We start from the raw sequence: 21,920 nt of genomic DNA, 5'->3' as shown, positions 1-21,920 counted from the left end.
ACACCTCTTTCACGTCGCACAGCAGCTCGGACGCCGCCACCGGGCCGGCTCACTCCGGCAGGACAGGCGTCCCCCACGGCAGGCCGGCCCGGATCTCCCCGATCGCGGCGATGCGTCCACCACGGACGAAGGTCCAGCCATGATCACTCCCGAAGGCACCGGGGGAACGGAACGGCGAAACCCTAGCGGCCACCACCGACAAAAACCGGAAGATCATCAAAACCCCTCGGGGGTACGCGTCGCAGCAGTCCCGTGGCTCCCACGCGGCCTGCGTGCGCCGTCCGGGCCGTTGCGCCGCCGCCGGGCTTCGGCGGTCCGTCCGGGTTGGGCTTGCGCTGTGCCGTGGTGCTGTGAAATTCTCGCTGTCGCTTCTTGTTGCGGGCCGCTCCATCCGCTCTTGTTGCGGGCCGCTCCATCCGCGACCTCGATGTCTGCGAACCTTCTGTCTGCGGACCTTCTGCCTGCGAACCTTCTTGTCTGCGAAAGAGTGACGCCAATGATCTCGGCCCGGCCCAGCGGCCGCTGCTGAGTTTGCTTCAGCGGTGGCCCCACGACGCTCCCGCATGCCTTCACGGCACTCTCTTCATCGCGAAAAGGTCATCCCACCATGGATCTGCGCATCCAGCGCTCCGTCGTGTCCACCCTCCGTTCCCGCCGGCAGTCCGTCGAGAGCGGACCGTTCGTCATCGGAATCGACCCGGAGACGGACAGCCCCTTCATCAACTACGCGACTCCGGTGCCCGGCGCCCCGATCACCGCCGCTGACGTGACCGCCCTGGTCAAGGCGTTCGGCGAGGCCGGCCGCCGGCCACGGCTCGAATACGTGACGGTCACCTCCCCCGGCCTGGAAACGCTGCTGCTCGACGCCGGGTTCGCCGTCGAGGAACGCCACGACTACCTCAACTGCACCCCCGGGTCGCTGATCGTCCCGCCCGCGCCGGACGGCTTCACCCTGGCCGACCCGGCCACCGACGACGACCGGGCCGGGCTGGCCGCCGCCCAGAACGAGGCGTTCGGCGGGACACCGGTCGCCTACCCGGACCAGATCAAGCGATTCCGCCGCCTCCAGGAGAACGGCGGCGTCATCCTGGCCGCCCGGACCTCCGGCGGGGACTGCGCCGGAGGCGGGCAGGCCACCGTCCCGTCCGACGGGGTCAGCGAGATCGCCGGCATCGCGGTCCGTCCCGCGTTCCGTCGCCGCGGCGTGGCAGGCGCCGTCACCGCGGGCATCACCGAGCGCCTGTTCTCGCGGGGTGCCGACTTCGCCTGGTTGGAGGCGTCCGGACCGGATTCCTGGCGGGTGTACGAACGGGTCGGCTTCAGCAGGGCCGGCAACCGCCTCTACATCTCGATGCCCGAACCGTCCCTGCCCTGACACACCGCCACGCCAACGGCACGCCCCAGCCCTCAACACCGGCACGTGCCGCGGCATGCAGTTGGCGTGGCGGGGCGTGGCATTGGCGTGGCGGGGCGGGGCGGGGGTGGCATTGGCGGGGCGGGGCGGGGGTGGCATTGGCGTGGCGGGGCCGGGCGTGGCGTGCCGTTGACACGGCGGGGCGTTGACACGGCGCGGGGCGTTGGCACGGCACGGCCTGCCGTGGAGTCGGTCAGCGCACACCGGTTCACCGCACAGCCGTTCGATCCCAGCCCTCAACGACGGCCCGGCGTCCCCAGCCGTCGCTGACGGCTGCCCAACCGGCGAAAACCAGCCCTCAACGACGGCCCAGTGTCCTCAGCCGTCGCTGACGGCTACTCAGCCCGCGGAAACCAACCGTCAACGACGGCTCGGTGTCCCCAGCCGTCGCTGACGGCTACCCAACCCGCGGAAACCAACCGTCAACGACGGCCCGGCGTCCCCAGCCGTCGCTGACGGCTACCCAACCCGCGGAAACCAACCGTCAACGACGGCCCGGCGTCCCCAGCCGTCGCTGACGGCTACCCAACCCGCGGAAACCAACCCCCAACGACGGCCCGGGGTGGGCCAGCCGCCGTTCATGGTCGGTTTCGGCTTGCGGGCCGACCATGGATGACGGCCGGGCCGGGCGTAAGGCCACTCGGGAGTGGCCGAGACGGATTCCCTGGTCAGGATCGTGATCACATCGGGCTGAGTTACGTCGGCGCGGGCGAGCCGTTGTCTGCCGTCGGTCTCGGCTCGCGGACAGGGCGAAGTCCGACACCGCGAGGTCCGAGCGGGAGATGTTCGACAGAGCGAGATCCGACAAAGCGAGATCCGACAAAGCGAAGTCCGACAGAGCAAGGTTCGACGGGGAGCGGTTCAGGTCGGGACGGCGGCTGCCCAAGTGTCGTCTTCGGTCAGGCGGCGGTCCAGGCGCAGGCCTGCCCTGTTCAGCGTCTCCTCGAACTGGGCGGCGGAAAGCGGGCGGGACCGGAACTCCTGGGTCCAGGTGGCGTCGGGGAAGGCGTACTCGAATCGGATCAGGCGTGTGCCGTCGCCCTGGTCCGTGGAGGAGAGCGCCCGGGCCACGCCGTCGCCGAGCGGGGATTCGCGGGGTACGTTCTTGTGCCAGTCGGGGCCCTCGTGCTGGATCAGGACCACGCCGCCGGGTGCGGCGTGCCGGCGGCAGGTGGCCAGCAGGGCGTCGCCGACCGGGTGGGGGGCGTGTATCAGGAACGAGCCGAGCAGCACCACGTCGAAGGTTTCGCCGAGGTCCAACTCCTCGATGCTGGACCTGATCGTCCGCGCGCCGCGGATCCGGTCCAGCATTTCGGGGGACTCGTCGACTGCTGTCACGGCGTACCCCAGGGAGAGCAGGGGGTGAGTCACCCGGCCTGCGCCGCAGCCGAGTTCGAGGAGTGTCGCCGGTGGTGGCGCCGCCGCGGCGATGATCTCCGGTTCGCCGCGGGCCGGGAGCCGGGAGTAGAGGTCGACCGCGCAGCCGTCGGGGGTGAAGTCGCCTGGTCCGCTGCCTGTGTAGCCCTTCCGGAATCCCCGCGTCATGGCGTCATGCTGGCACCCCGGGCTACCGTTCGGCCATGCGACAGGTCTACGCCCACCAGGCGATCATCGTGCCGGTGACCGAGAACGATCCGGTAATGGTTATCGATGGGGTGCTGGCCGGAGCGGCACACCGGGTGCTGACGTCGGCCGATGGTGACCGGTCGTTCGTGCGGATTCTGTTCGCCGTGGAGCCGCATCGGGTGGAGGGCCTGCGGGAACGGCTCGACGCGGCGATGGCCGGCGGCGCGTGGACGCTGGTCGAGTCGGGGTGCACCCGGGTCACGACCGAGGAACGCCCGGCCGCCCGAGCTCTCCTGGCCGCCAGACCTGACTGTCTCTGATCAGTCCTCGGCGTCGCGCAGGCGTGCGCGGTTGCGGGCGACCCCGATCAGGTAGCCGACGCAGACGACCACCATCACGGCCGCGACCGCCGCCCACGACCAGCGGGTGAAGGCGTCGTCGGCCCGGATCGCGCGGACGACGCTGAGCACGGCGATGACCAGTGGGCCCGCCACCGTCAGATCGTTGATGGTCAGGTCACGCAGAATTCGGCCGAACATGCCCCGACCCTAGCCGACCCTTTCCTTCAGGCTGGACTGTTCAGTTTTACCTGAAGAATCTAAGGTAGGGATCATGACGGAGATCCCCGCGTCGGCGGCGCGTGCCGCCGGTGAGACCCGGGTCGTGTTCAGCCGGATCTGGCGGCGGCTGCGGGAGGCCACCGGCATCGGCAGTTTCACGCCTTCGCAGATGGCGGTGCTCAGCCGCCTCGACCGCGGCGGCCCGGCCACGATGAGTTCGCTGGCCGCGGCCGAACGGGTCCGCCCGCAGTCCATGTCCGCCACCCTCGCGGTGATCGAACAACACGGCCTGATCAAGCGGGAGCCCGACCCGGCCGACGGACGGCGGCAGATCGTCTCGCTCACCGGCACCGGAGAGCAGGCCATCCTCGGGTGGCGGCGGCAGCGGGAGGAGTGGCTGGTCAGCGCGTTGACCGAGCACTACACCGAGGCGGAACGCCAGAAGATCCTCGAGGCGATGGCGCTGCTCGACCGGCTCTCCGATCTCTGAACCGCTCTATCGAAAGGCCGCACCATGCCTGTCTCCACCATCGACCCGAGGACCGCGCTGGTGGTCGTCGACGTTCAGCGCCGGATCCTCGCCGCGCCGCTCGCCCCACACTCCGCGGCCGACGTGGTGGCCCGCAGCATCGCGCTGGCCGAGGCGTTCCGCAGCCGCGGACTTCCGGTGATCCTGCTGCGTGACGTCGCCTCGCCGCAGGACGCCACCTCGACCCGCATCGACGCCCGCCGCCCCGCACCCGCCCCGGCCGACGCCACGACGGCAACACCGGCCCCGGCCCCGGCGAAAGTGTCCCCGGAGGTGAGAGCGGGCGAACTACTCGTCGAAGGCCTGGCCACCGACGACGATCTGGTGATCGACAAGCACACCTGGGGCGGCTTCCACGGCACCGGCCTCGACCTGCGCCTGCGTCGCCGCGGCATCACCCAGGTCGTGCTCACCGGCGTGGCCACCAGCCTCGGCGTGGAGTCGACGGCGCGGGCCGCCCACGAGCACGGCTATCACGTCACGCTCGCCGTCGACGCCCTCACCGACATCGACCCCGAGGCGCACCGCAACAGCGTCGAACGGATCTTCCCGAAGATGGCCGAATCCGCCACCACCGCCGAACTGATCGCCCTGCTTCCCTGACACCAGGACATACGACGAGACACCAGGGCATACAGACGGAAAGCGCGTGGTGACCCGAGTCGGGTCACCACGCGCTTTCCGTGAAGGGATCAGGCCCCGCGGAGGGTCGCCCCGAATCGGGACGCGGTGACGGCCACAGCCGCGTCACGGGCCGCGATGGTCTCCTCGGACGTGAGGGTCCGGTCCGGCGCGCGGAACGTCAGCTTGTACGCCAGCGACCGCTTGCCCTCGCCGACCTGCGCCGACTCGTACACGTCGAAGAGCGCGACCGACTCCAGCAGCGGTCCCGCACCCTCGGCGAGAGCCGCCTGGACCTCGCCGGCCGGGACCGTCGTGTCCAGGATCAGCGCCACGTCGAGCAGCGCCGGCGGGAATGTGGAGATCGTCGGCGCGTAGACGACCGGGGCGTCCGGGAGGGCGTCCAGGTCGAGTTCGACGGCCGAGGTGCGTTTCGGCAGGTCGAACGCCGCCAGCACGGCCGGGTGAAGCTCACCCGCGTGGCCCACGACCGTGCCGTCGACGGTGATCGCCGCGCACCGGCCGGGGTGCCACGGCGCGTTCTCGGCAGCGCGTACCCCGACGGTGTTCGCGGGAACGCCCGCCGCGGCAAGCGTGATGCGCGCCGCCTCGATCGCGTCGGCCCAGGTGGCCGGGCGTCCGGCACCCCACCAGCCGGCGGGCTCCGCGTCGCCGGCGAGGACCGCGGCGAGGTGCCACGGCTGGGCGGGGACGACCGCGTTCGCGGCCGCCCACTCCTCGTCGGTGGGACGGCGGTCGACACCCAGGAGCGGCGGCGCGGCGGCCGCCGGGCCGGGCTGGAACACCGTGCCGACCTCGTAGAGCGCCACGTCGCGGTGACCGCGGCCGAGGTTGCGCTTGAGGGTGCCGAGCAGCGTGGCGAGCAGGCTCGTCCGGAGCTGAGGCTCCTCCTCGGAGAGCGGGTTGCTGAGCCGCACCGCGTTGCGCCGCGCGTCGTCGGCGGGCAGGCCGAGGGCGTCGGCACTCCCGGCGGCGGCGAACGGGTACGACAGGACCTCGACGTATCCGTTCTCGGCGAGCGCCCGGCCCACCGACCGGCGCCGCTTCTGCGCCGGGGTGAGGCCGCTGCTGCTCCGGGCCCGGGGCAGCTTGCTGGGGATGTCGTTGTATCCGCCGAGGCGTGCCACCTCTTCGACCAGGTCGATCGGGGCGAGCAGGTCGGGACGCCAGCTCGGCGGCACGACGGTCAGCGTCTCCTCGCCGGTGACCTCGGCCCCGACCTGGTTCAGCAGCTCGATGACCCGGGTGACCGGGTACACCACTCCGGTGATCTCGGTCGGGAGGGCGGCGGGCAGCGTGATCGGCGTGGGCGGCACGACGTTGTCGATGTCGAGCACACCCGGGTCGACGGTGCCGCCGGCGTGCGTGGTGAGGATCTCGACGGCACGCTCCAGCGCGACCAGCGCCAGCTGCGGGTCGACACCACGTTCCCACCGCTTGGCGGCCTCGCTGAACAGCTTGTGGCGGCGGGCGGTGCGCCCGACCATCACCGCGTCCCAGTGGGCGGCCTCGAGGAGCACGTCGACCGTGCCCTCCTGCCATTCACTGGTCTGGCCGCCCATGACGGCGGCGAGCGAGATCGGACCGGTCTCGTCGCAGATCACCATGTCCTCGGCGTCGAGTACGCGCGCGACGCCGTCCAGCGTGGTCAGTTTCTCGCCGGCCCGGGCCCGCCGGACGACCAGGCCGCCGTTGAGGCGGTCGACGTCGAAGACGTGCATCGGCTGGCCGAGTTCGAGCATCAGGTAGTTGGTGATGTCGACGGGCAGCGAGATGGCCCGGATGCCGGCCGCGATCAGGCGGCGCTGCATCCACGCGGGGGACGTGGCGGACGGGTCGATGCCGCGGACCACGCGGGCGGCGAACCGGTCACAGCCGACGATGTCCTGGATCTCCACGTCGTAAGGCGACTCGCCCCCGGAAGCGGCGGCCCCGAGACCCGGATCCGTGAACGGGACACCGAAGTACCCGGCCAGCTCCCGCGCGATCCCGCGGACGCTCATCTCGTAACCCCGGTCCGGGGTGATCTCGACCTCGATCAGCACCTCGTCGAGCCCGACGACCGGACGCGCGTCCACACCGGGCACGGTCGCGTCCGACGGCGTCAGCACGATGATGCCGTCGTGGTCGCCGGAGAGACCCAGCTCGGCGGCCGAACAGATCATGCCGTGCGAGTTGCGCCCGTACGTCTTCCGCGCGCCGATCTTGAAACCGCCGGGCAGCTCGCCGCCGGGCAGGATCACCACGACGAGGTCGCCCTCGGCGAAGTTCCGCGCCCCGCAGACGATCTCCTGCGGCTTCTCGTTGCCCACGTCGACCGTGCAGAACCGGATCGGCTTCTTGAAGCCGGTCAGCTCCTCGATCGTCAGCACCCGGCCGACGACCAGGTCACCGGTGACGGTGGCGGCCTGGTCGACGATCCCCTCGACCTCCATGCCGAGCTCGGTCAGCGCGGTGTCGAGCTCCGAAGCGGTGACCCCGGCGGGCAGCTCGACGTACTCGCGCAGCCACGACAGTGACGTCTTCATCGCTTCAGGACTCCATTCCGAAGTTCGTGGTGAACCGCACGTCGCCCTCGACCATGTCGTGCATGTCGGAGACGCCGTTGCGGAACATCAGGGTCCGCTCGACGCCCATGCCGAACGCGAAACCCGAGTAGCGGTCCGGGTCGATGCCGCAGGCGGTCAGCACCCGGGGGTTGACCATGCCGCAGCCGCCCCACTCGACCCAGCGCGGGCCGTCGCGGTGCTCGGCGAACCAGACGTCGAACTCGGCGGACGGCTCGGTGAACGGGAAGTAGTGCGGACGCCAGCGGGTCCGCGCGTCCGGCCCGAACAGCGACCGGGCCAGGTGGTCCAGGGTGCCGCGCAGGTGGGCCATCGTGATGCCCTCGTCGATGACCAGGCCCTCGATCTGGTGGAAGACCGGGCTGTGCGTGGCGTCCAGCTCGTCGGTCCGGTAGACCCGGCCCGGGCTGACCACGTAGATCGGGGGCTGCCGGTCGAGCATGGTGCGCACCTGGCCGGGCGACGTGTGGGTCCGCATCACCAGGCCGGGCAGGTCCACGAAGAACGTGTCGCTGGCGCCGCGCACCGGGTTGTCCGGTCCGATGTTGAGCGCGTCGAAGTTGGCCCACTCCAGCTCCAGCTGGGGACCGTCGATGATGTCGTAGCCCATGCCGACGAAGATGTCGCCCATGTGCTCCATCAGCGTGGTCAGCGGGTGCCGGGCGCCCCGCGGGCGGCGGGTCCACGGCAGGGTGACGTCGACGCGTTCCTCGACCAGCACGCGGGCGGCACGGTCGGCCGTGAGCTCCGCGAGCCGGGCGTCGTAGGCACCCTGAACCGCCTGGCGGGCGATGTTGACGCGCTTGCCGGCGTCGGATTTCGCGGCCGGCGGCAGCGAGCCGATCTCGCGGCGGGCCAGCGACACCGGCGAGCGGTCGCCGAGGTGCGCGGGCTTCAGCGCGGCGAGCGCGTCGAGGTCGGCGGCGGCGGCGAACGCCTTCTCCGCCTCGGCGACAGCGCCCTCCAACGACGAAGGGTCGAGCAGGGCTGCCTGCTTCGGGTCGTACGGATCGTTGCGGTAGGACATGGTAGGGCGAACTCCCTCACACCGGATGAGCCATCGGGCAGTGTACGGAGGCACGGCTGAGCCGCAGCCCGCCGGTCAGGGCAGTCAGCGCAGGAGAGTGTCAGATCCGGCGCCCGCGACCAGCGGGCCACATAAACTTCCGATCCGACATGCGGCCCAGCATACCGTCAGCGTTGGGCGCGGGCCGAGGCATAAAGACAGACAGCAGCCGCCGCCGCGAGATTGAGGCTCTCCGCCTCGCCGTAGATCGGCACCCGGACCCGGCGGTCCGCCGCGGACAGCACCGACGCCGGCAACCCGTGCGCCTCGGACCCGAACAGCCACGCGGTCGGGGACGCCAGCAGCCCGCCGTCGAGCAGCGAGTCCACATCGTCGTCACCGGTGCCGCTGGTGGCCAGCACCTGCAGGCCGGAGTCCTGCAGCAGGTCGAGCACGCTCAACGGGGAACGCACGACGTCCACGTGGAACAACGAGCCGGCGGAGGCGCGTACACACTTGCCGTTGTACGGGTCGACGGCGTCCCCGGCGAAGATCACCGCACCGGCGCCCGCCGCGTCGGCAGTGCGCAGGACGGTGCCGGCGTTGCCCGGGTCGCGGATCTCGGCGACCACCGCGACCAGGCGCGGCTTCTTGGCCAGCGCCTCGGCGATCGGCACGTCGACCTGCTCGCAGAGCGCCACCAGGCCCTGCGGCGCGACGGTCTCGGCCAGCGCGGCCAGCGCCTCCTCGGTGACCGGGGAGACCTCCGGGGCCTGCGCGGCCAGCTCGGCGTACCGGTCCAGGGCGGGGCCCGTGCCGAACAGCTCCAGCACGACTCCGGCGGCCAGCGCTTCGCGCACGGCCTGCGGGCCTTCGGCCAGGAAACGGCCGCTCTGGTCACGGTCCCGGCGACGCTGCAGGCGCCGGGCGGAGACGATTCTGGGGGTACGGGGTGTGAACATGCGCTCCGACCTAAAGGCAGGAGGCGCCTCCCGTATCACCGGGAGACGCCTCACAAACGTGCTACGCGATAGTTCAGGCAGCCTGCGCGGCAGCGCCGCCGGTGCCCTCGGCCGCGACGGCCGCACGCGCGATCTCGACGATGCCCGCGAACGCGGTGGCGTCGTTGACCGCCAGGTCAGCCAGGATCTTCCGGTCGACCTCGACGCCCGCCAGCTTCAGACCCTGGATCAGGCGGTTGTAGGTCATACCGTTGGCCCGGGAGGCCGCGTTGATACGCGTGATCCACAGCTGGCGGAAGTCGCCCTTGCGGTCACGACGGTCCCGGTACGAGTACTGCATCGAGTGCAGCACCTGCTCCTTGGCCTTGCGGTACAGCCGGGAACGCTGACCGCGGTAACCGCTCGCGGTCTCGAGCAGCGTGCGGCGCTTCTTCTGGGCGTTTACCGCCCGCTTGACGCGTGCCATTTCTAGTTACTCCTTAAGGGGAACGAGTCTGGCGCGCGTCAGCGGCCCAGAAGCTTATTCACTCGCTTGGTGTCGGCCTTGGCCACGGTGACCGTTCCGGTCATCCGGCGGGTAACCCGGGAAGACTTGTGCTCCAGCAGGTGACGCTTGCCGGCCTGCTCGGTGACGAGCTTTCCCTTGCCGGTGACCTTCACCCGCTTACCCATGCCGGTGTGGCTCTTCATCTTCGGCACTTGACGCCTCTTTCTGGTCTTTCCCCGCGACCGGGGGGACGCGGGGAAAAGCTGACTACTCTGCGGTGGTTTCGACGACCTCGGCGGCCGCCGGCTCCGTCTCGACGGCGTCGCCCTCGACATCGCCCTCGCGCGGCTCACGCGGCGGACGTGCGTTGGCGGCGATCGTGGCGGCCGCGGCGGCCTTGGTGGCCCGGTGCGGAGCCAGCACCATGATCATGTTTCGGCCGTCCTGCTTCGGACTGGCCTCGACGAAGCCCAGTTCCGAGATCTCCTCGCTGAGCCGGCGCAGGAGCCGGAAACCCAGCTCCGGGCGGCTCTGCTCACGACCGCGGAACATGATCGTCACCTTGACCTTGTCGCCCGCCTTGAGGAACCGCACCACGTGACCCTTCTTGGTCGCGTAGTCGTGCGGGTCGATCTTCGGCCGCAGCTTCATTTCCTTGATGACGGTCTGCTGCTGGTTGCGCCGAGCTTCGCGGGCCTTGAGTGCGCTCTCGTACTTGAACTTGCCGAAGTCCATGAGCTTGCACACCGGCGGCCGCGCCATCGGAGCAACCTCGACCAGGTCCAGGTCGACGTCCGCAGCCAGTTGGAGAGCGCGCTCGAGCGGCACGATGCCGACCTGCTCACCCTCCGGACCGACCAGGCGGACCTCACGAGCCCGGATCTGTTCGTTCACGCGTGGTTCGACGCTGATGGGGCCTCCTCAGAACGTTGTTCTCCGCCGTCACGAACCGGTCGTGCGGCGGTGCCAATGGCGGTCGGCCCCGAGTGTCCCGCCGAGGCGGGACGCCGGGAAAGCAGAAGGCCCCGCGTGCGGCTGACGGAAATCAGCGCATGCCGGGGCCCGCTCGACCGGTCATCGGCGTCCTGGAGGACGCGCACCCGGACAGGATCATTCCCGTCGGGTTGACCGGACCCGGCCATAGTCAATGACTCGGGTGGGAACCTGCGGGCTCCTCTTTCGCGCCCCCGCTCGGCTCTCGGCGAAGAGAGTAAGCGGGAGACGTGGTCGACTACCGTGAGTCTATCAGGCGGTTGTCGCGTCGGCGTGCAGGGCCCGCAGCGCGCGGACCCCGTCCACCGCGTAGTCCTTGTCGACCGCCTGCAGAGCGTGCACCGGCACCTGATCGTCGTTGAGCAGTTCGAGGTGCGCCCACGCCGAGTTCCGGTCGAACCGGACCGCGGCCACCACGTTCCACGGCAGGTCGTACCCGCCGATCACGTTGCGCACGTGTACGCCCTCGGCGTCCGCGGCCACCCGCGGCCGGCAGAACGCCAGCACACCCAGGCCGATCAGGATCCCGACGCCGATCATCGCGAGCTGGTCGCCGCGCTGGAACGTGGCCTGCGAGTTCTCGAAGCCGGCGTTACCGGTCAGCCCGAAGCTGAGCACGGTGAACAGGATGACCACCGCGGCGGCCATCGGGCCGGCCACCCAGCGGATCTTCTTCGGTCGGTAGATCACAGAGGTCATCACAGCCTGCAGTTCGCGATGTCGGTGACGAGGATGGCACGGGCGCCGAGTTCGTAGAGCTCGTCCATGATGCGGTGTACGTCGGCGCGCTGCACCATGGCCTGCACCGCGACCCAGCCCTCACGGTGCAGCGGGGACACGGTCGGTGACTCGATACCCGGGGTCAGGCCGGTGGCCTGCTCCAGCAGGTCGGCACGGACGTCGTACGCGAGCATCACGAAGCTGCGGGCGACGAGTACCCCCTGCAGCCGGCGCAGCAGCTGCGACGCCCCGGCCGGTGGCTCCGCGTCGCGGCCGATCAGGATCGCCGACGACTGCATGATCGGTTCGCCGAGCGTGACCAGGCCGGCCTGGCGCAGTGTCGCCCCGGTCTCCACCACGTCGGCGATCAGGTCGGCGACGCCCAGGCGGACCGCGTTCTCCACCGCGCCGTCCAGGCGTACCACGTCCGCCTTGAGGTCGTGCTCGGCCAGATAACTCCCGACCACCCCGGGGTACGCCGTGGCGATCCGCTTGCCACCGATCTCGTCCGCGCTGGTGAGCGTGCCCGCGGGCACCGCCCACCGGAACGTCGCCCGGCCGAAGTTCAGGTCGAGCAGCTCGGTGGCCGTGACCCGGGAGTCGACGAGCAGGTCCCGGCCGGTGATGCCGAGATCCAGATCACCCGAGCCGACGTACGTCGCGATGTCCTTCGGCCGCAGGTAGAAGAACTCGACGTTGTTGCCCTCGTCACGGCAGAGCAGATCCTTGGGGTCGGTCCGCTGGCGGTAACCGGCGTCCCGCAACATCTGTGAAGCCGGTGCGGACAGGGTCCCCTTGTTCGGAATGGCGATGCGCAGCATTGACGTGCTCCTTCGAATCTGACGGACGGATCGGGGTCACGTCAGAGATGTCGGTAGACGTCCTTGAGCTCGAGCCCGGTCGCGATCATCAGGACCTGGGCCTGGTAGAGCAGCTGAGAGATCTCCTCGGCGGCGCGTTCGGGGCCTTCGTGCTCGGCCGCCATCCACGACTCGGCCGCCTCTTCGACGACCTTCTTGCCGATGAAGTGGACACCGCGCTGCAGCGCCTCCACGGTGCCCGAACCGGGTGTCTGCTCGGCCGCTTTGCTTTGCAACTCGGCAAACAGTTCTTCGAACGTCTTCACGGGACACGATTCTTGCAGCTCATCACGTCTTGACCACGAACGGCCCCAGCCCGTGGGACAGTCTTCTAAGCTGCCCGGCATGGTCAGCCGATTCACCCCCGTGGCCGTCGGCGGCGCAGCGCTCCTGCTCGCCACCGTCACGGCATGTTCCCCCGTGGAAGAGGAGAGCGCCACCACCAGCGCCTCCGCATCGTCCTCCGCCGCCGCCTGCGCGCCCGGCACGCTCGCCACCCTGACGACGGGCAAGCTCACGATCGGCACCGACACGCCCGCCTACGAGCCATGGTTCAAGAACAACAAACCGGACAGCGGTGAGGGGTTCGAATCCGCCGTGGCCTACCAGATCGCCGAGCGCCTCGGATACGCGAAGACCGACGTGGTGTGGGCGTCGGTGACGTTCACCAACGCCATCGCGCCGGGACCCAAGCCGTTCGACATCGACATCAACCAGGTCTCGATCACCGATGAGCGCCGGAAAGCGGTCGACTTCTCCTCGCCGTACTACCTGGCCCGGCAGACCGTGATCACCGTCAAGGGCTCGAAGATCGAGAACGCGAAGTCGATCGCCGACCTGCAGAAGGCCAAGCTGGGCGCCCAGGTCGGCACCACGAGCTACCAGGCGATCACCGACCTGATCAAGCCGGCCACCGGCGCCTCGGTGTTCAACAACAACGACGACGCCAAGGCCGCCCTGGTCAACGGCACCGTCGACGGCATCGTGGTCGACCTGCCGACGGCGTTCTACATGACCGGCGCCGAGCTCGACAACGGCATCATCATCGGCCAGCTGCCCCAGGTCGGCGTCCCCGAGCAGTTCGGCGTCCTCCTCGACAAGGGCTCCTCGCTGACCGGATGTGTCAGCCAGGCCGTCGACCAGCTGCGCCAGGACGGCACCCTCGCGGTGCTCGAGAAGACCTGGCTGGCCGACAGCGCGGGAGCGCCCGAACTCTCGTGAAGCACAAACCCAGCACCCGGCAACTCGAGCGGATCGCCTACCGGCGACGGCAGGCGATCCGCTCGGTTCTGCTCGCGGCCGTGTCCACCGCGGTCGTCGGCACACTGCTCGCCGTCGGCGTCACCGGCGCACCCGGCTGGGACCGGGTCAAGCAGTCGTTCTTCGATCTCGACGTGGCACAGCGCCACCTCCCGGCGATCCTCGACGGCCTCTGGCTCAACCTGAAGCTGCTGGTCTTCTGCGCGGCGGCGGCGCTCTCCCTGGGCCTGCTGATCGCCGTGCTGCGGACACTGCGCGGGCCGGTGTTCTTCCCCGTCCGCGCCATCGCCACCGGATACACGTACTCGTTCCGCGGTCTGCCGCTGATCATCGTGATCTACCTGTACGCCTTCGGCATCCCCGGGCTGCGCCTGCAGGGCACCCCGGACGTGCTGGTCCTCGGCGGCGCCGCGATCGTCGTCACCTACGGCGCGTACCTCGCCGAGGTGTTCCGGGCCGGCATCGAGTCGGTGCATCCGAGCCAGATCGCCGCCGCCCGGTCCCTGGGCCTGAGCTACCGCCAGGCGATGCGGCACGTGGTCCTGCCCCAGGCGGTCCGCCGGGTCGCCCCGCCGCTGCTCAACGACACCGTGGCGTTGCAGAAGGACGTCGGCCTCATCTCGCTGGCCGGTCCCATCGACGCGATCCGGGCGGCCCAGATCGGTGTCGCCGAGGACGCCAACTTCACCCCGTACATCGTCGCCGGGGTGCTCTTCGTCCTGCTCGCCCTGCCCCTGATCGGCGTCACCGACTGGGTGACACTGCGGGCGGCCCGCCGCCAGAACGCGGGGTCCTGATGCTTCTCTCCTGCACCGACGTCCGGAAGGTGTTCGGCGACCACGTCATCCTCGACGGCCTCAGCCTGGACGTCGCCGAGCACGAGGTGATCGCGCTGATCGGCGCCTCCGGTTCGGGCAAGTCGACGCTGCTGCGCTGCGTCAACCTGCTCACCGACATCGACGACGGCGCGATCCTGCTGGACGGCACCGAGATCACCGACCCGCGGGCCGACCCGGACAAGGTACGCCAGAAGATCGGACTGGTCTTCCAGTCGTACAACCTGTTCCCGCACATGACGGTGCTGGACAACATCACGCTGGCGCCGATCCGGGTGCACAAGCGGCCGGCCGCCGAGGCGAAGGACCAGGCGATGACCTGGCTGGAGCGGGTCGGGCTGGCGGCCAAGGCGGGCGCGTACCCGGACCGGCTCTCCGGCGGCCAGCAGCAGCGGGTCGCGATCGTCCGGGCCCTGGTCAACAACCCGCGGCTGCTGCTGCTCGACGAGGTCACCTCGGCGCTCGACCCGGAGCTGGTCGGCGAGGTGCTGACCATGATCCGTGAGCTCAAGGGCGAGGGCATGACGATGGTGCTGGCCACCCACGAGATGGGGTTCGCCAAGCAGGTCGCCGACCGGGTGGCGTTCCTGGACGCGGGCCGGGTGCTCGAACAGGGACCGCCGGAGCAGGTGCTCGGCGATCCCCTGGAGGCGCGGACCCGTCAGTTCCTGGGCCGGATCATCGAGGCCGGCCGCCTCTAGAAACACCGGTGTGTTGATTTAGGGCGCGCAGCGCGCCACAAATCAACACACCCCCGCCCGCGTGTTGATTTCAGGCGCGCAGCACGCCACAAACCAACACACCCCGCCCGCTGTGTTGATTTCGGGCGCGCTGCGCGCCCTTAATCAACACAAGCGGTGTGGGGTCACGCCTTCTGCACCTCGCGGATGGCGAGCACCGCGTCGAGCACGGCCACCGTGCACTGCCAGCCCTTGTCCTCGATCGAGTCCTCCAGGCCCGCCCGGTCGCGGGCCTGGCCCAGGCTGTGCACGGTGAGCACGCCGTGGGCCACCGGTTTCTGCTCGTCGAGCGCCACCCGGATCAGGCCCTCGGTGACGGCGTCACACACGTACTCGAAATGCTGTGTCTCGCCCTTGATCACAACGCCGAGCGCAACCACCGCGTCGCACTTCTTGGCGAGCGCCTGCGCGACGATGGGCAGTTCCACCGAGCCGGCCACCCGCACGGTGAGCACGTTCGCGACGCCGCACGCCTTCGCGGCCTCCTCGGCCCGGCTGATCATGTGGTCGACGAGATCGTTGTGCCACCGGGACCCGACGATGCCGAGTTTCAGCCCGGATCCGTCGACGGTCTCCATGTGCGGGTCACCAAAGCCGGCCATATAAGTCCCCCTTCATCATTATCTTCCCGCCTCAACCGGCTGTTTTCCCCACAAAACCCCAAAACGCTCGTGGAGGTAGACGACCAGTTCGGCGATGCTGATCAGCACCAGGCCGTGCTCCGCCGCGAACCGCTCCAGGTCGGGCAGGCGCTGCATGGTGCCGTCGTCGTTGACCATCTCGCAGAGCACCCCCGCCGGCCGGCACCCGGCGAGCACCGCCAGGTCGATCGCCGCCTCGGTGTGCCCGGGCCGGCTCAGCACGCCGCCCTGCTTCGCCCGCAGCGGCACCACGTGCCCCGGACGCGACAGATCGTCCGGGCGGGTGTCCGCCGACGCCAGCAGGCGGATGGTGTGCGCCCGGTCGGCGGCCGAGATGCCGGTGCTCACCCCGGCGGCGGCGTCGACGGTCACCGCGTACGCCGTCCCCCGCTTGTCCTGGTTGGTGCGGAACATCGGGGGCAGGTCCAGCCGGTCCGCCTCGGCCTCCGGCAGCGGCACGCAGATGTAACCCGACGTGTACCGGACCATGAACGCCACCAGTTCCGGCGTGGCGTGCTCGGCCGCGAAGATCAGATCGCCCTCGTTCTCGCGGTCCTCGTCGTCGACCACGATCACCGCCTGACCGTTCCCGATCGCGGCAATCGCGCGTTCCACCCGCTCAGACATCCCGGCTCCCCAGCATCTTCTCGACGTACTTGGCGATCACGTCGACCTCGAGGTTGACCGGATCACCGGCCGATTTGGAACCCAGCACGGTGTGCTTCGACGTGGCCGGGATCAGACCCACCGAGAAGGTGTCGGCGGTGACCGCCATGACCGTCAGCGACACCCCGTCGACGGTGATCGAACCCTTCTCCACGACGTATCTGGCCAGCTCGGCGGGGAGCGAGAAGGTCACCACCTCCCACTTGTCGGCCGGCTCACGGCCGATCACGGTCGCCACCCCGTCGACGTGCCCCTGTACCAGGTGACCGCCGAGACGGCTGCCCAGCGCGGCGGCCCGCTCCAGGTTGACGGTGCCGCCGACGGCCAGCGCGGCCAGCGACGAACGCCGCAGCGTCTCGCCCATCACGTCCGCGGTGAACACGCCGTCCACGTTGTCGATCACGGTCAGACAGACGCCGTTGACGGCGATCGAGTCGCCGTCGCGGGCGTCCGACGTGACCAGCGGACCGCGGACGGCGATGACCGCCGAGTCCTCGCTGCCCTCGGTGAGACGGACGACCTCACCCAGTTCCTCGACGATGCCGGTGAACATTCAGATCTCCCCTTGTCGGAGCTCGTGGCGGAGCGTGGCGGTGAAGCGCAGGTCGCCGCCGATCTGCGCGATGTCGGTGAATTCCAGGACGGCCGCGTCGGCGATGGCACCGATCCCGGCGTCCTGCAGGGCGGCGCGGCCGGCCCCCAGCAGCTTCGGCGCGACATAACCGACCACCCGGTCGATCAGTCCGGCCTCCAGGAAGCCGCCCGCGAGCGTGGGGCCGCCCTCCAGGAGGACGTTGCGCACCCCGCGCGCATACAGCTCGGTGAGCATCACGCCCAGATCGACACGACCCTGCGGGCCGGCGCCGGTCGCCTCCGCGGTGACGATCCAGGTGGGTGCCGCGGCATCCCGCACGCGGGCTTTCTCCGGGGTACGCCTCCGTGAGTCCACCACCACGCGCAGAGGCTGTTTGATCGCCAGCGTGCCGTCCCGCAGATCCCGCACGGTCAGCTGCGGATCGTCGGCGAGCACGGTGCCGACCCCGGCGACGATCGCGTCCACCGTGCTGCGCAGCACATGCACGTCGGCGCGCGACGCGGGCGACGAGATCCACTGACTGGAACCGTCCGCGGCGGCCGAACGACCGTCGAGTGTGGCGGCGAACTTCCAGGTCACGTAGGGGCGGCCCCGGCGTACCGCGGTCAGCCAGGCGATGTTGCCGGCCTCCGCGGCGGCCCGGTGCAGACCGGACTCCACCTCGACACCGGCGGACCGCAGCGTGCTCGCGCCGCCCGCGGCCATCGGCGTCGGATCGTCGACGGCGACGACCACCCGGCGGACGCCCGCGGCGATCAGCGCGTGCGAACACGGGCCGGTGCGCCCGGTGTGGTCGCACGGCTCCAGCGTGACGACGCAGGTTCCGCCCCGGGCCCGCTCACCGGCCTGCGCCAGCGCCACGATCTCGGCGTGCGGGCCGCCGGCGTACACATGGAAGCCCTCACCGACCACCTCGCCGCCGGGATCGAGCAGCAGGCAGCCGACCACGGGGTTGGGACTGGTGGTGCCGAGACCCTTGGCGGCCAGCGCGACAGCGCGGCGCATCGCCTCGTCCTCGGTCATCGTGTTCCTCTCGCGCGGTTCGATCACGCGCGAGAGAGCAGGGGAGGGCCGGGAGATCGGACATGAGGGTACGCTTCGCGCACCCCCGGCCGGCGTGGCCCACGAGGGCACGCCGATCCGACTCCGCGCGCTGTCTCCCATCCGGACTGTCTGATCGTGCGGTCATGCCGCTCGATCAACCGTCGGCCCCGGAGTCTCACCAGGTCCACCGGTCCGTCATGGTCGACGTCCGGGTCGCGGGCTTACCAGTGCCGGAGCACCGGATCACCGCCGGTTCGGAATTTCACCGAGTCCCGCCAGCGCGTGGTGGGTCATCCCCGAGTGTTGCACGCCGTCACGGTTTTGCCACCCACCGGGCGAGCTACCTCACAGCGGGCTTGCCGGTGGACACTCACGAGCTCGGGGTAGACAGTGTCAATCGGAGCCTGGTAGACACTGTCTATGGACGTCGACCTGGGACTACGCGACCGACTGGTACGGGCCGGGGTCGAACTGCTTCGATCCGAGGGACCGACCGCCCTCACGCTGCGCGAGATCGCCCGGCGGGCCGGGGTCTCCCATGGCGCGCCACGGCGACACTTCCCCACCCACCTGTCGCTGCTGTCGGCCATCGCCGCGGCCGGATTCACCTCCCTGGCTCAGCGGTGTGATGCGGCGCTGTCCGGGCCGGAGGCGGACACCCGTCGCCGGCTCGCACTGCTGGCCGGGGTCTACCTGGACTTCGCGGCGTCCGAACGCGGCATGTTCGAGCTGATGTTCCGCCACGACCTGCTGGAGAGCGGGCACCTGGGATTGCGGGACACCAGCCTTCCGCTGTTCCGCCTGCTGACGACCCTGATCGCCGAGACCCGGGCCACCCCGGCGCCGGAGGTGACGGCGGCGGCACTCTGGTCGGCGCTGCACGGGCTGGCGCAGTTGCGGGCATGGGGCAGTCTTCGACTGGTCACCGGATCCGACGACATCGGCCCGACCCTGGACGCCATCCTGACCGCCCATCTCGGACCAGCCACCTGATCCCGCCCGCCTCCGGTGGCGGGACCACCACACCGGACCAGCCACCCGACCCCGCCCGCCTCCGGTGGCGGGACCACCACACCGGCCCAGTCCTCCTCGCACCCCGGCAGCGTCACCGCCCACCCCGGAGTACTCACGTGACCAGCAGCGCAAGCCGGCTCGCTCCCGGCGCCCCGCCCCTCTACGCCCTGACCGACCGCACACTCGGTGCCCTGCTCCGCACGGTCTGGCGTCCCACCGTGACCGGCCTCGAACACCTTCCGGCCGGCGGGGCGATCCTCTGCCCCAACCACCTGTCCGTCGGCGACCAACTGTTCCTCGCCATCTGCATACCGCGACACATCACGTTCTGGGCCAAGGCGGAGTATTTCCGCGCCACCGGCCTGCGGGGCGCCCTCACCCGGCGGGTCGTCACCGGGATGGGCGCGATCCCGGTCGAACGCGGCGGCGGACGGGCGGTGCTGTCGGCGTTCGACGCGGCGGTCCCGCTGCTGCGGGGTGGCAGCCTGGTGGCGGTCTTCCCGGAGGGCACCCGATCCCCGGACGGGCGGCTCTACCGGGGACGGACCGGAGCGGTCCGGCTGGCGGCACAGGCCGGCGTGCCGGTGGTCCCGGTCGGCATCACCGGTACGGGCGACGCCACGGCCCGCGACATCCTCGCCCCGAGCCGCCGGCCCGTCACGATCACTGTCGGTCCGGCGCTACCGGGGGCGGCTACCGCCGACGATCCGGTCACGGTACGTGCCGTCACTGACGAACTGCTGGCGGCCATCCAGTCGCTGACCCATCAGGAGTACGTTCCGACATATGCGCCGCCTCGCGCCCCCTGAGCCTCGGGGCCGCTTCCGGGTATCGCCCGCTCACCGCGCCCGTGCTGACATTCCGGCCGACGGGCGCGGCTGCGGCTGCGGCTGACAGGCGCGGCTGCGGCTGACAGGCGCGGTGACGTTCGGATGTGCGCGTTCGGGTCGGGTGGTTCGGCACAGAATCTGGAGTTTTACTGCCTAACGACGGCAAACGGGCGTTTCAGGCGTACAAGAAGAAGGAAGAGGGAGGGAGACGACCGCCCTCACCCGAACGGGGTCTCCTCCGCCTCGCTGCGCCTCCGGTCGATGGCGACGTAGGACCCGGGCTGGGATTTCGCCACCTTCTTCATCTCGGAGGCGACGCCGATCACCACCCGGGGATCGGCGAAACGGCGGCCGTCGGCGGTCGCCTGGGCGACGCCGATCGAGAGGGTGACCAGGGCGGCCTTCTGCTTGTTGCCGCGGCGGTCGGGCACCTCGATGTAGCCGCGCTGGGCGTCCCGCGGCTCGTAGAGACGGTCCGCCGCCAGCTCGTAGTCGGTGACCATCCGCTTGGTCAGCGGCAGCACCTGGTCGGGCTGGCAGATGAAGACGAAGTCGTCGCCGCCGATGTGGCCGAGGAAGATCGACGGTTTGCCGGTCTGCTGGGCGGCCCGTTGCAGGCTGCGGGCGAGGGCGATGATGAAGTCGTCGCCGCGGTCGAAGCCGTAGACGTCGTTGACGCTCTTGAAGCGGTCGATGTCGATGTAGCCGACCGAGAAGTCGGAGCCGTTCCGGATCCGGTCGCCGATCTCGCGGCGCACCCGGGCGTTGCCGGGCAGGCCGGTCAGCGGCGACACCTCACGGGTCTCCTTGTTGCGGCGCAGCGTGGTGGTGACCCGGGCCATCAGTTCGGCGGTGTCGAACGGTTTGACCAGGTAGTCGTCGGCGCCCGTGGTGAGGCCGTAGACCTTGTCCACGGTGAGACTCTTCGCCGTCAGCATGATCACCGGGGTGGTGGAGGTGAGCGGCTCCGCGCGCATCCGGCTGATCAACTCGACGCCGTCCATGCGCGGCATCATCCAGTCGATGATGGCCAGGTCGGGCCGTTGCGTCTCCATGATGTCGAGCGCCTCGACGCCGTCCCGGGCGCGGACCACCGCGAAGCCCAGCACCTTCAGGTTGAACTCCACGAAGGCGGCGATGTCCTGATCGTCGTCGACCACCAGGATGAGCGAGGGGCCCTCCTCGGGATCGAGCTCCGCATCGATGGTCTCGGGTCGCGACTCAGCCGTGCTCATCGCACCTTCCTGCTCGTCCGGTTCGTGCTCGTCCGGGGTATTGAGCCTAGATAATGGTCCCCCGGACGGCTGTCACGCCAGTCCCATCTTGGCGGCCGCGAGTCCCCGCAGCTTACGGATGGCCTCGGCGGGGTCGGTGGCGCCGTAGACCGCGGTGCCGGCCACGAACGCGTCGGCGCCCGCCTCGGCGGCCTGCTCGATGGTATTGGCCGCGATGCCGCCGTCCACCTCGATGCGGACCTCGAGCTCGTTGACGTCGACGCGGCGGCGCACGTCACGCACCTTCTGCAGCATCTCCGGGAGGAACGACTGACCGCCGAAACCCGCCTTGATCGTCATGATCAGGACGGTGTCCAGATAGGGCAGCAACTCCAGGTACGGCTCGACGGGGGTGTCCCGGTCGATCGCCAGACCGGCCTTGGCACCCGCCGCCCGCAGGTCCTTGGCCAGGGCCACCGGGTCGTCGCAGGCCTCCGCGTGGAAGGTCACGTTGTATGCCCCGGCCTCGGCGTAGCCCGGCGCCCACCGCTGCGGATCGTTGATCATCAGGTGGACGTCGAACGGGATCGTGGTCGCCTTGCGCAGACTCTGCACGATCGGCAGGCCCAGCGTCAGGTTGGGCACGAAGTGGTTGTCCATGACGTCGACGTGCACCCAGTCGGCAGAGCCCTCGATGGCGTGCACCTCCTCCGCGAGGCGGGAGAAGTCCGAGGCGAGGATGCTGGGCGCGATGATCGGCGACGGTTTCACGCC

The 21,920-nt window shown here is 70.1% G+C and carries 25 protein-coding genes, 1 pseudogene and 1 riboswitch; of the genes and pseudogenes, 9 read left to right on the top strand and 17 right to left on the bottom strand.

Annotated features, from left to right (window positions below):
• Positions 1-607: 607 nt before the first annotated feature.
• The gene (locus tag QSK32_RS39180; protein ID WP_045743156.1) at positions 608-1,375 is read left to right on the top strand and encodes a GNAT family N-acetyltransferase; all 768 of its coding nucleotides are present in this window, start codon (positions 608-610) and stop codon (positions 1,373-1,375) included.
• 900 nt (positions 1,376-2,275) lie between these two features.
• On the opposite strand, the gene QSK32_RS39175 is transcribed toward QSK32_RS39180, so the two are convergent.
• A complete protein-coding gene (locus QSK32_RS39175) occupies positions 2,276-2,959 on the bottom strand; it encodes a class I SAM-dependent methyltransferase (RefSeq protein WP_285474761.1) in 684 nt (227 codons plus the stop codon).
• 35 nt (positions 2,960-2,994) lie between these two features.
• On the opposite strand from QSK32_RS39175, the gene QSK32_RS39170 reads away from it, so the two are divergent.
• Positions 2,995-3,300, top strand: a complete 306-nt coding sequence (locus QSK32_RS39170; protein ID WP_045743158.1) for a hypothetical protein — start codon at positions 2,995-2,997, stop codon at positions 3,298-3,300.
• On the opposite strand, the gene QSK32_RS39165 is transcribed toward QSK32_RS39170, so the two are convergent.
• Positions 3,301-3,519, bottom strand: a complete 219-nt coding sequence (locus QSK32_RS39165) for a hypothetical protein (protein WP_045743159.1) — start codon at positions 3,517-3,519, stop codon at positions 3,301-3,303. It abuts the gene before it with no gap.
• A gap of 73 nt (positions 3,520-3,592) precedes the next feature.
• Here QSK32_RS39165 and QSK32_RS39160 point away from each other — a divergent pair, with 73 nt between their 5' ends.
• Together QSK32_RS39160 and QSK32_RS39155 are read left to right on the top strand one after the other, a co-directional pair.
• Positions 3,593-4,030: a MarR family winged helix-turn-helix transcriptional regulator gene (locus QSK32_RS39160; protein WP_045743160.1), complete on the top strand. Its 438-nt coding sequence runs from the start codon at positions 3,593-3,595 to the stop codon at positions 4,028-4,030.
• A 24-nt stretch (positions 4,031-4,054) separates the two neighbouring features.
• The gene (locus QSK32_RS39155) at positions 4,055-4,672 is read left to right on the top strand and encodes an isochorismatase family protein (RefSeq protein WP_045743161.1); all 618 of its coding nucleotides are present in this window, start codon (positions 4,055-4,057) and stop codon (positions 4,670-4,672) included.
• Between the two features lie 89 nt (positions 4,673-4,761).
• Here QSK32_RS39155 and pheT read toward each other — a convergent pair whose 3' ends face one another.
• The 9 genes from pheT to QSK32_RS39110 form a co-directional block, all read right to left on the bottom strand.
• Positions 4,762-7,239: a phenylalanine--tRNA ligase subunit beta gene (gene pheT / locus QSK32_RS39150; RefSeq protein WP_045743162.1), complete on the bottom strand. Its 2,478-nt coding sequence runs from the start codon at positions 7,237-7,239 to the stop codon at positions 4,762-4,764.
• Positions 7,240-7,243: 4 nt separating this feature from the next.
• Positions 7,244-8,305 (bottom strand): phenylalanine--tRNA ligase subunit alpha, encoded by a 1,062-nt coding sequence (locus QSK32_RS39145; protein ID WP_045743163.1) that lies wholly within the window; start codon positions 8,303-8,305, stop codon positions 7,244-7,246.
• Positions 8,306-8,472: 167 nt separating this feature from the next.
• Positions 8,473-9,246: a TrmH family RNA methyltransferase gene (locus QSK32_RS39140; RefSeq protein WP_045743164.1), complete on the bottom strand. Its 774-nt coding sequence runs from the start codon at positions 9,244-9,246 to the stop codon at positions 8,473-8,475.
• Positions 9,247-9,319: 73 nt separating this feature from the next.
• Positions 9,320-9,712 carry a 50S ribosomal protein L20 gene (gene rplT, locus QSK32_RS39135; RefSeq protein WP_045743165.1) on the bottom strand — a complete coding sequence of 131 codons (393 nt, stop codon included), beginning with the start codon at positions 9,710-9,712 and terminating at the stop codon, positions 9,320-9,322.
• 38 nt (positions 9,713-9,750) lie between these two features.
• Positions 9,751-9,945, bottom strand: coding sequence for a 50S ribosomal protein L35 (gene rpmI, locus QSK32_RS39130; RefSeq protein ID WP_014446292.1), 195 nt, complete (start codon positions 9,943-9,945; stop codon positions 9,751-9,753).
• A gap of 55 nt (positions 9,946-10,000) precedes the next feature.
• Positions 10,001-10,627 (bottom strand): translation initiation factor IF-3, encoded by a 627-nt coding sequence (gene infC / locus QSK32_RS39125; RefSeq protein ID WP_045743166.1) that lies wholly within the window; start codon positions 10,625-10,627, stop codon positions 10,001-10,003.
• A 351-nt stretch (positions 10,628-10,978) separates the two neighbouring features.
• Entirely contained in the window at positions 10,979-11,425 is a 447-nt protein-coding gene (locus QSK32_RS39120) for a PH domain-containing protein (RefSeq protein ID WP_045743167.1), read from the bottom strand.
• Complete coding sequence (gene hisG, locus QSK32_RS39115) at positions 11,425-12,267, bottom strand: ATP phosphoribosyltransferase (protein WP_045743168.1); 843 nt, start codon at positions 12,265-12,267, stop codon at positions 11,425-11,427. The genes QSK32_RS39120 and hisG overlap by 1 nt, the downstream gene beginning before the upstream one ends.
• A gap of 41 nt (positions 12,268-12,308) precedes the next feature.
• Entirely contained in the window at positions 12,309-12,572 is a 264-nt protein-coding gene (locus QSK32_RS39110) for a phosphoribosyl-ATP diphosphatase (protein WP_045743169.1), read from the bottom strand.
• Positions 12,573-12,651: 79 nt separating this feature from the next.
• Between QSK32_RS39110 and QSK32_RS39105 the strand changes: the two genes are divergently transcribed.
• From QSK32_RS39105 to QSK32_RS39095, 3 genes are read left to right on the top strand one after another with little or no spacing between them, the layout of a single operon-like run.
• The gene (locus QSK32_RS39105; RefSeq protein ID WP_045743170.1) at positions 12,652-13,527 is read left to right on the top strand and encodes an ABC transporter substrate-binding protein; all 876 of its coding nucleotides are present in this window, start codon (positions 12,652-12,654) and stop codon (positions 13,525-13,527) included.
• On the top strand, positions 13,524-14,363 hold the full coding sequence (locus QSK32_RS39100; RefSeq protein ID WP_045743171.1) for an amino acid ABC transporter permease: 840 nt from the start codon (positions 13,524-13,526) through the stop codon (positions 14,361-14,363). The genes QSK32_RS39105 and QSK32_RS39100 overlap by 4 nt, the downstream gene beginning before the upstream one ends.
• On the top strand, positions 14,363-15,103 hold the full coding sequence (locus QSK32_RS39095) for an amino acid ABC transporter ATP-binding protein (RefSeq protein WP_045743172.1): 741 nt from the start codon (positions 14,363-14,365) through the stop codon (positions 15,101-15,103). Before QSK32_RS39100 ends, QSK32_RS39095 begins: the two co-directional genes overlap by 1 nt.
• Positions 15,104-15,267: 164 nt before the next feature.
• On the opposite strand, the gene ribH is transcribed toward QSK32_RS39095, so the two are convergent.
• The 4 genes and pseudogenes from ribH to ribD form a co-directional block, all read right to left on the bottom strand.
• Positions 15,268-15,744 carry a 6,7-dimethyl-8-ribityllumazine synthase gene (gene ribH, locus QSK32_RS39090; protein WP_045743173.1) on the bottom strand — a complete coding sequence of 159 codons (477 nt, stop codon included), beginning with the start codon at positions 15,742-15,744 and terminating at the stop codon, positions 15,268-15,270.
• A 75-nt stretch (positions 15,745-15,819) separates the two neighbouring features.
• Positions 15,820-16,410, bottom strand: a pseudogene (gene ribB / locus QSK32_RS39085) (3,4-dihydroxy-2-butanone-4-phosphate synthase); the annotation flags it as partial.
• Positions 16,403-17,002, bottom strand: a complete 600-nt coding sequence (locus tag QSK32_RS39080) for a riboflavin synthase (RefSeq protein WP_045743174.1) — start codon at positions 17,000-17,002, stop codon at positions 16,403-16,405. The gene QSK32_RS39080 and the pseudogene ribB, both read right to left, overlap by 8 nt.
• Complete coding sequence (ribD, locus tag QSK32_RS39075) at positions 17,003-18,067, bottom strand: bifunctional diaminohydroxyphosphoribosylaminopyrimidine deaminase/5-amino-6-(5-phosphoribosylamino)uracil reductase RibD (protein ID WP_285474797.1); 1,065 nt, start codon at positions 18,065-18,067, stop codon at positions 17,003-17,005.
• Between the two features lie 125 nt (positions 18,068-18,192).
• Positions 18,193-18,372: riboswitch (FMN riboswitch) on the bottom strand.
• A gap of 136 nt (positions 18,373-18,508) precedes the next feature.
• On the opposite strand from ribD, the gene QSK32_RS39070 reads away from it, so the two are divergent.
• The gene (locus QSK32_RS39070) at positions 18,509-19,081 is read left to right on the top strand and encodes a TetR/AcrR family transcriptional regulator (protein ID WP_285474760.1); all 573 of its coding nucleotides are present in this window, start codon (positions 18,509-18,511) and stop codon (positions 19,079-19,081) included.
• A gap of 137 nt (positions 19,082-19,218) precedes the next feature.
• The gene (locus tag QSK32_RS39065; protein ID WP_045743177.1) at positions 19,219-19,911 is read left to right on the top strand and encodes a lysophospholipid acyltransferase family protein; all 693 of its coding nucleotides are present in this window, start codon (positions 19,219-19,221) and stop codon (positions 19,909-19,911) included.
• Positions 19,912-20,150: 239 nt separating this feature from the next.
• On the opposite strand, the gene QSK32_RS39060 is transcribed toward QSK32_RS39065, so the two are convergent.
• Together QSK32_RS39060 and rpe are read right to left on the bottom strand one after the other, a co-directional pair.
• Entirely contained in the window at positions 20,151-21,167 is a 1,017-nt protein-coding gene (locus tag QSK32_RS39060) for a GGDEF domain-containing response regulator (RefSeq protein ID WP_045743178.1), read from the bottom strand.
• Between the two features lie 72 nt (positions 21,168-21,239).
• The gene (gene rpe, locus QSK32_RS39055) at positions 21,240-21,917 is read right to left on the bottom strand and encodes a ribulose-phosphate 3-epimerase (RefSeq protein WP_285474759.1); all 678 of its coding nucleotides are present in this window, start codon (positions 21,915-21,917) and stop codon (positions 21,240-21,242) included.
• Between the last annotated feature and the right edge of the window lie 3 nt (positions 21,918-21,920).

The sequence above is a fragment of the Actinoplanes sp. NBRC 101535 genome, from assembly GCF_030269225.1.
In the GTDB taxonomy this organism is placed as follows: Bacteria; Actinomycetota; Actinomycetes; order Mycobacteriales; family Micromonosporaceae; genus Actinoplanes; species Actinoplanes rectilineatus.
The sequence above is the reverse complement of the archived record's forward strand: the minus strand, read 5'-3'. Positions and strand labels throughout refer to the sequence as shown.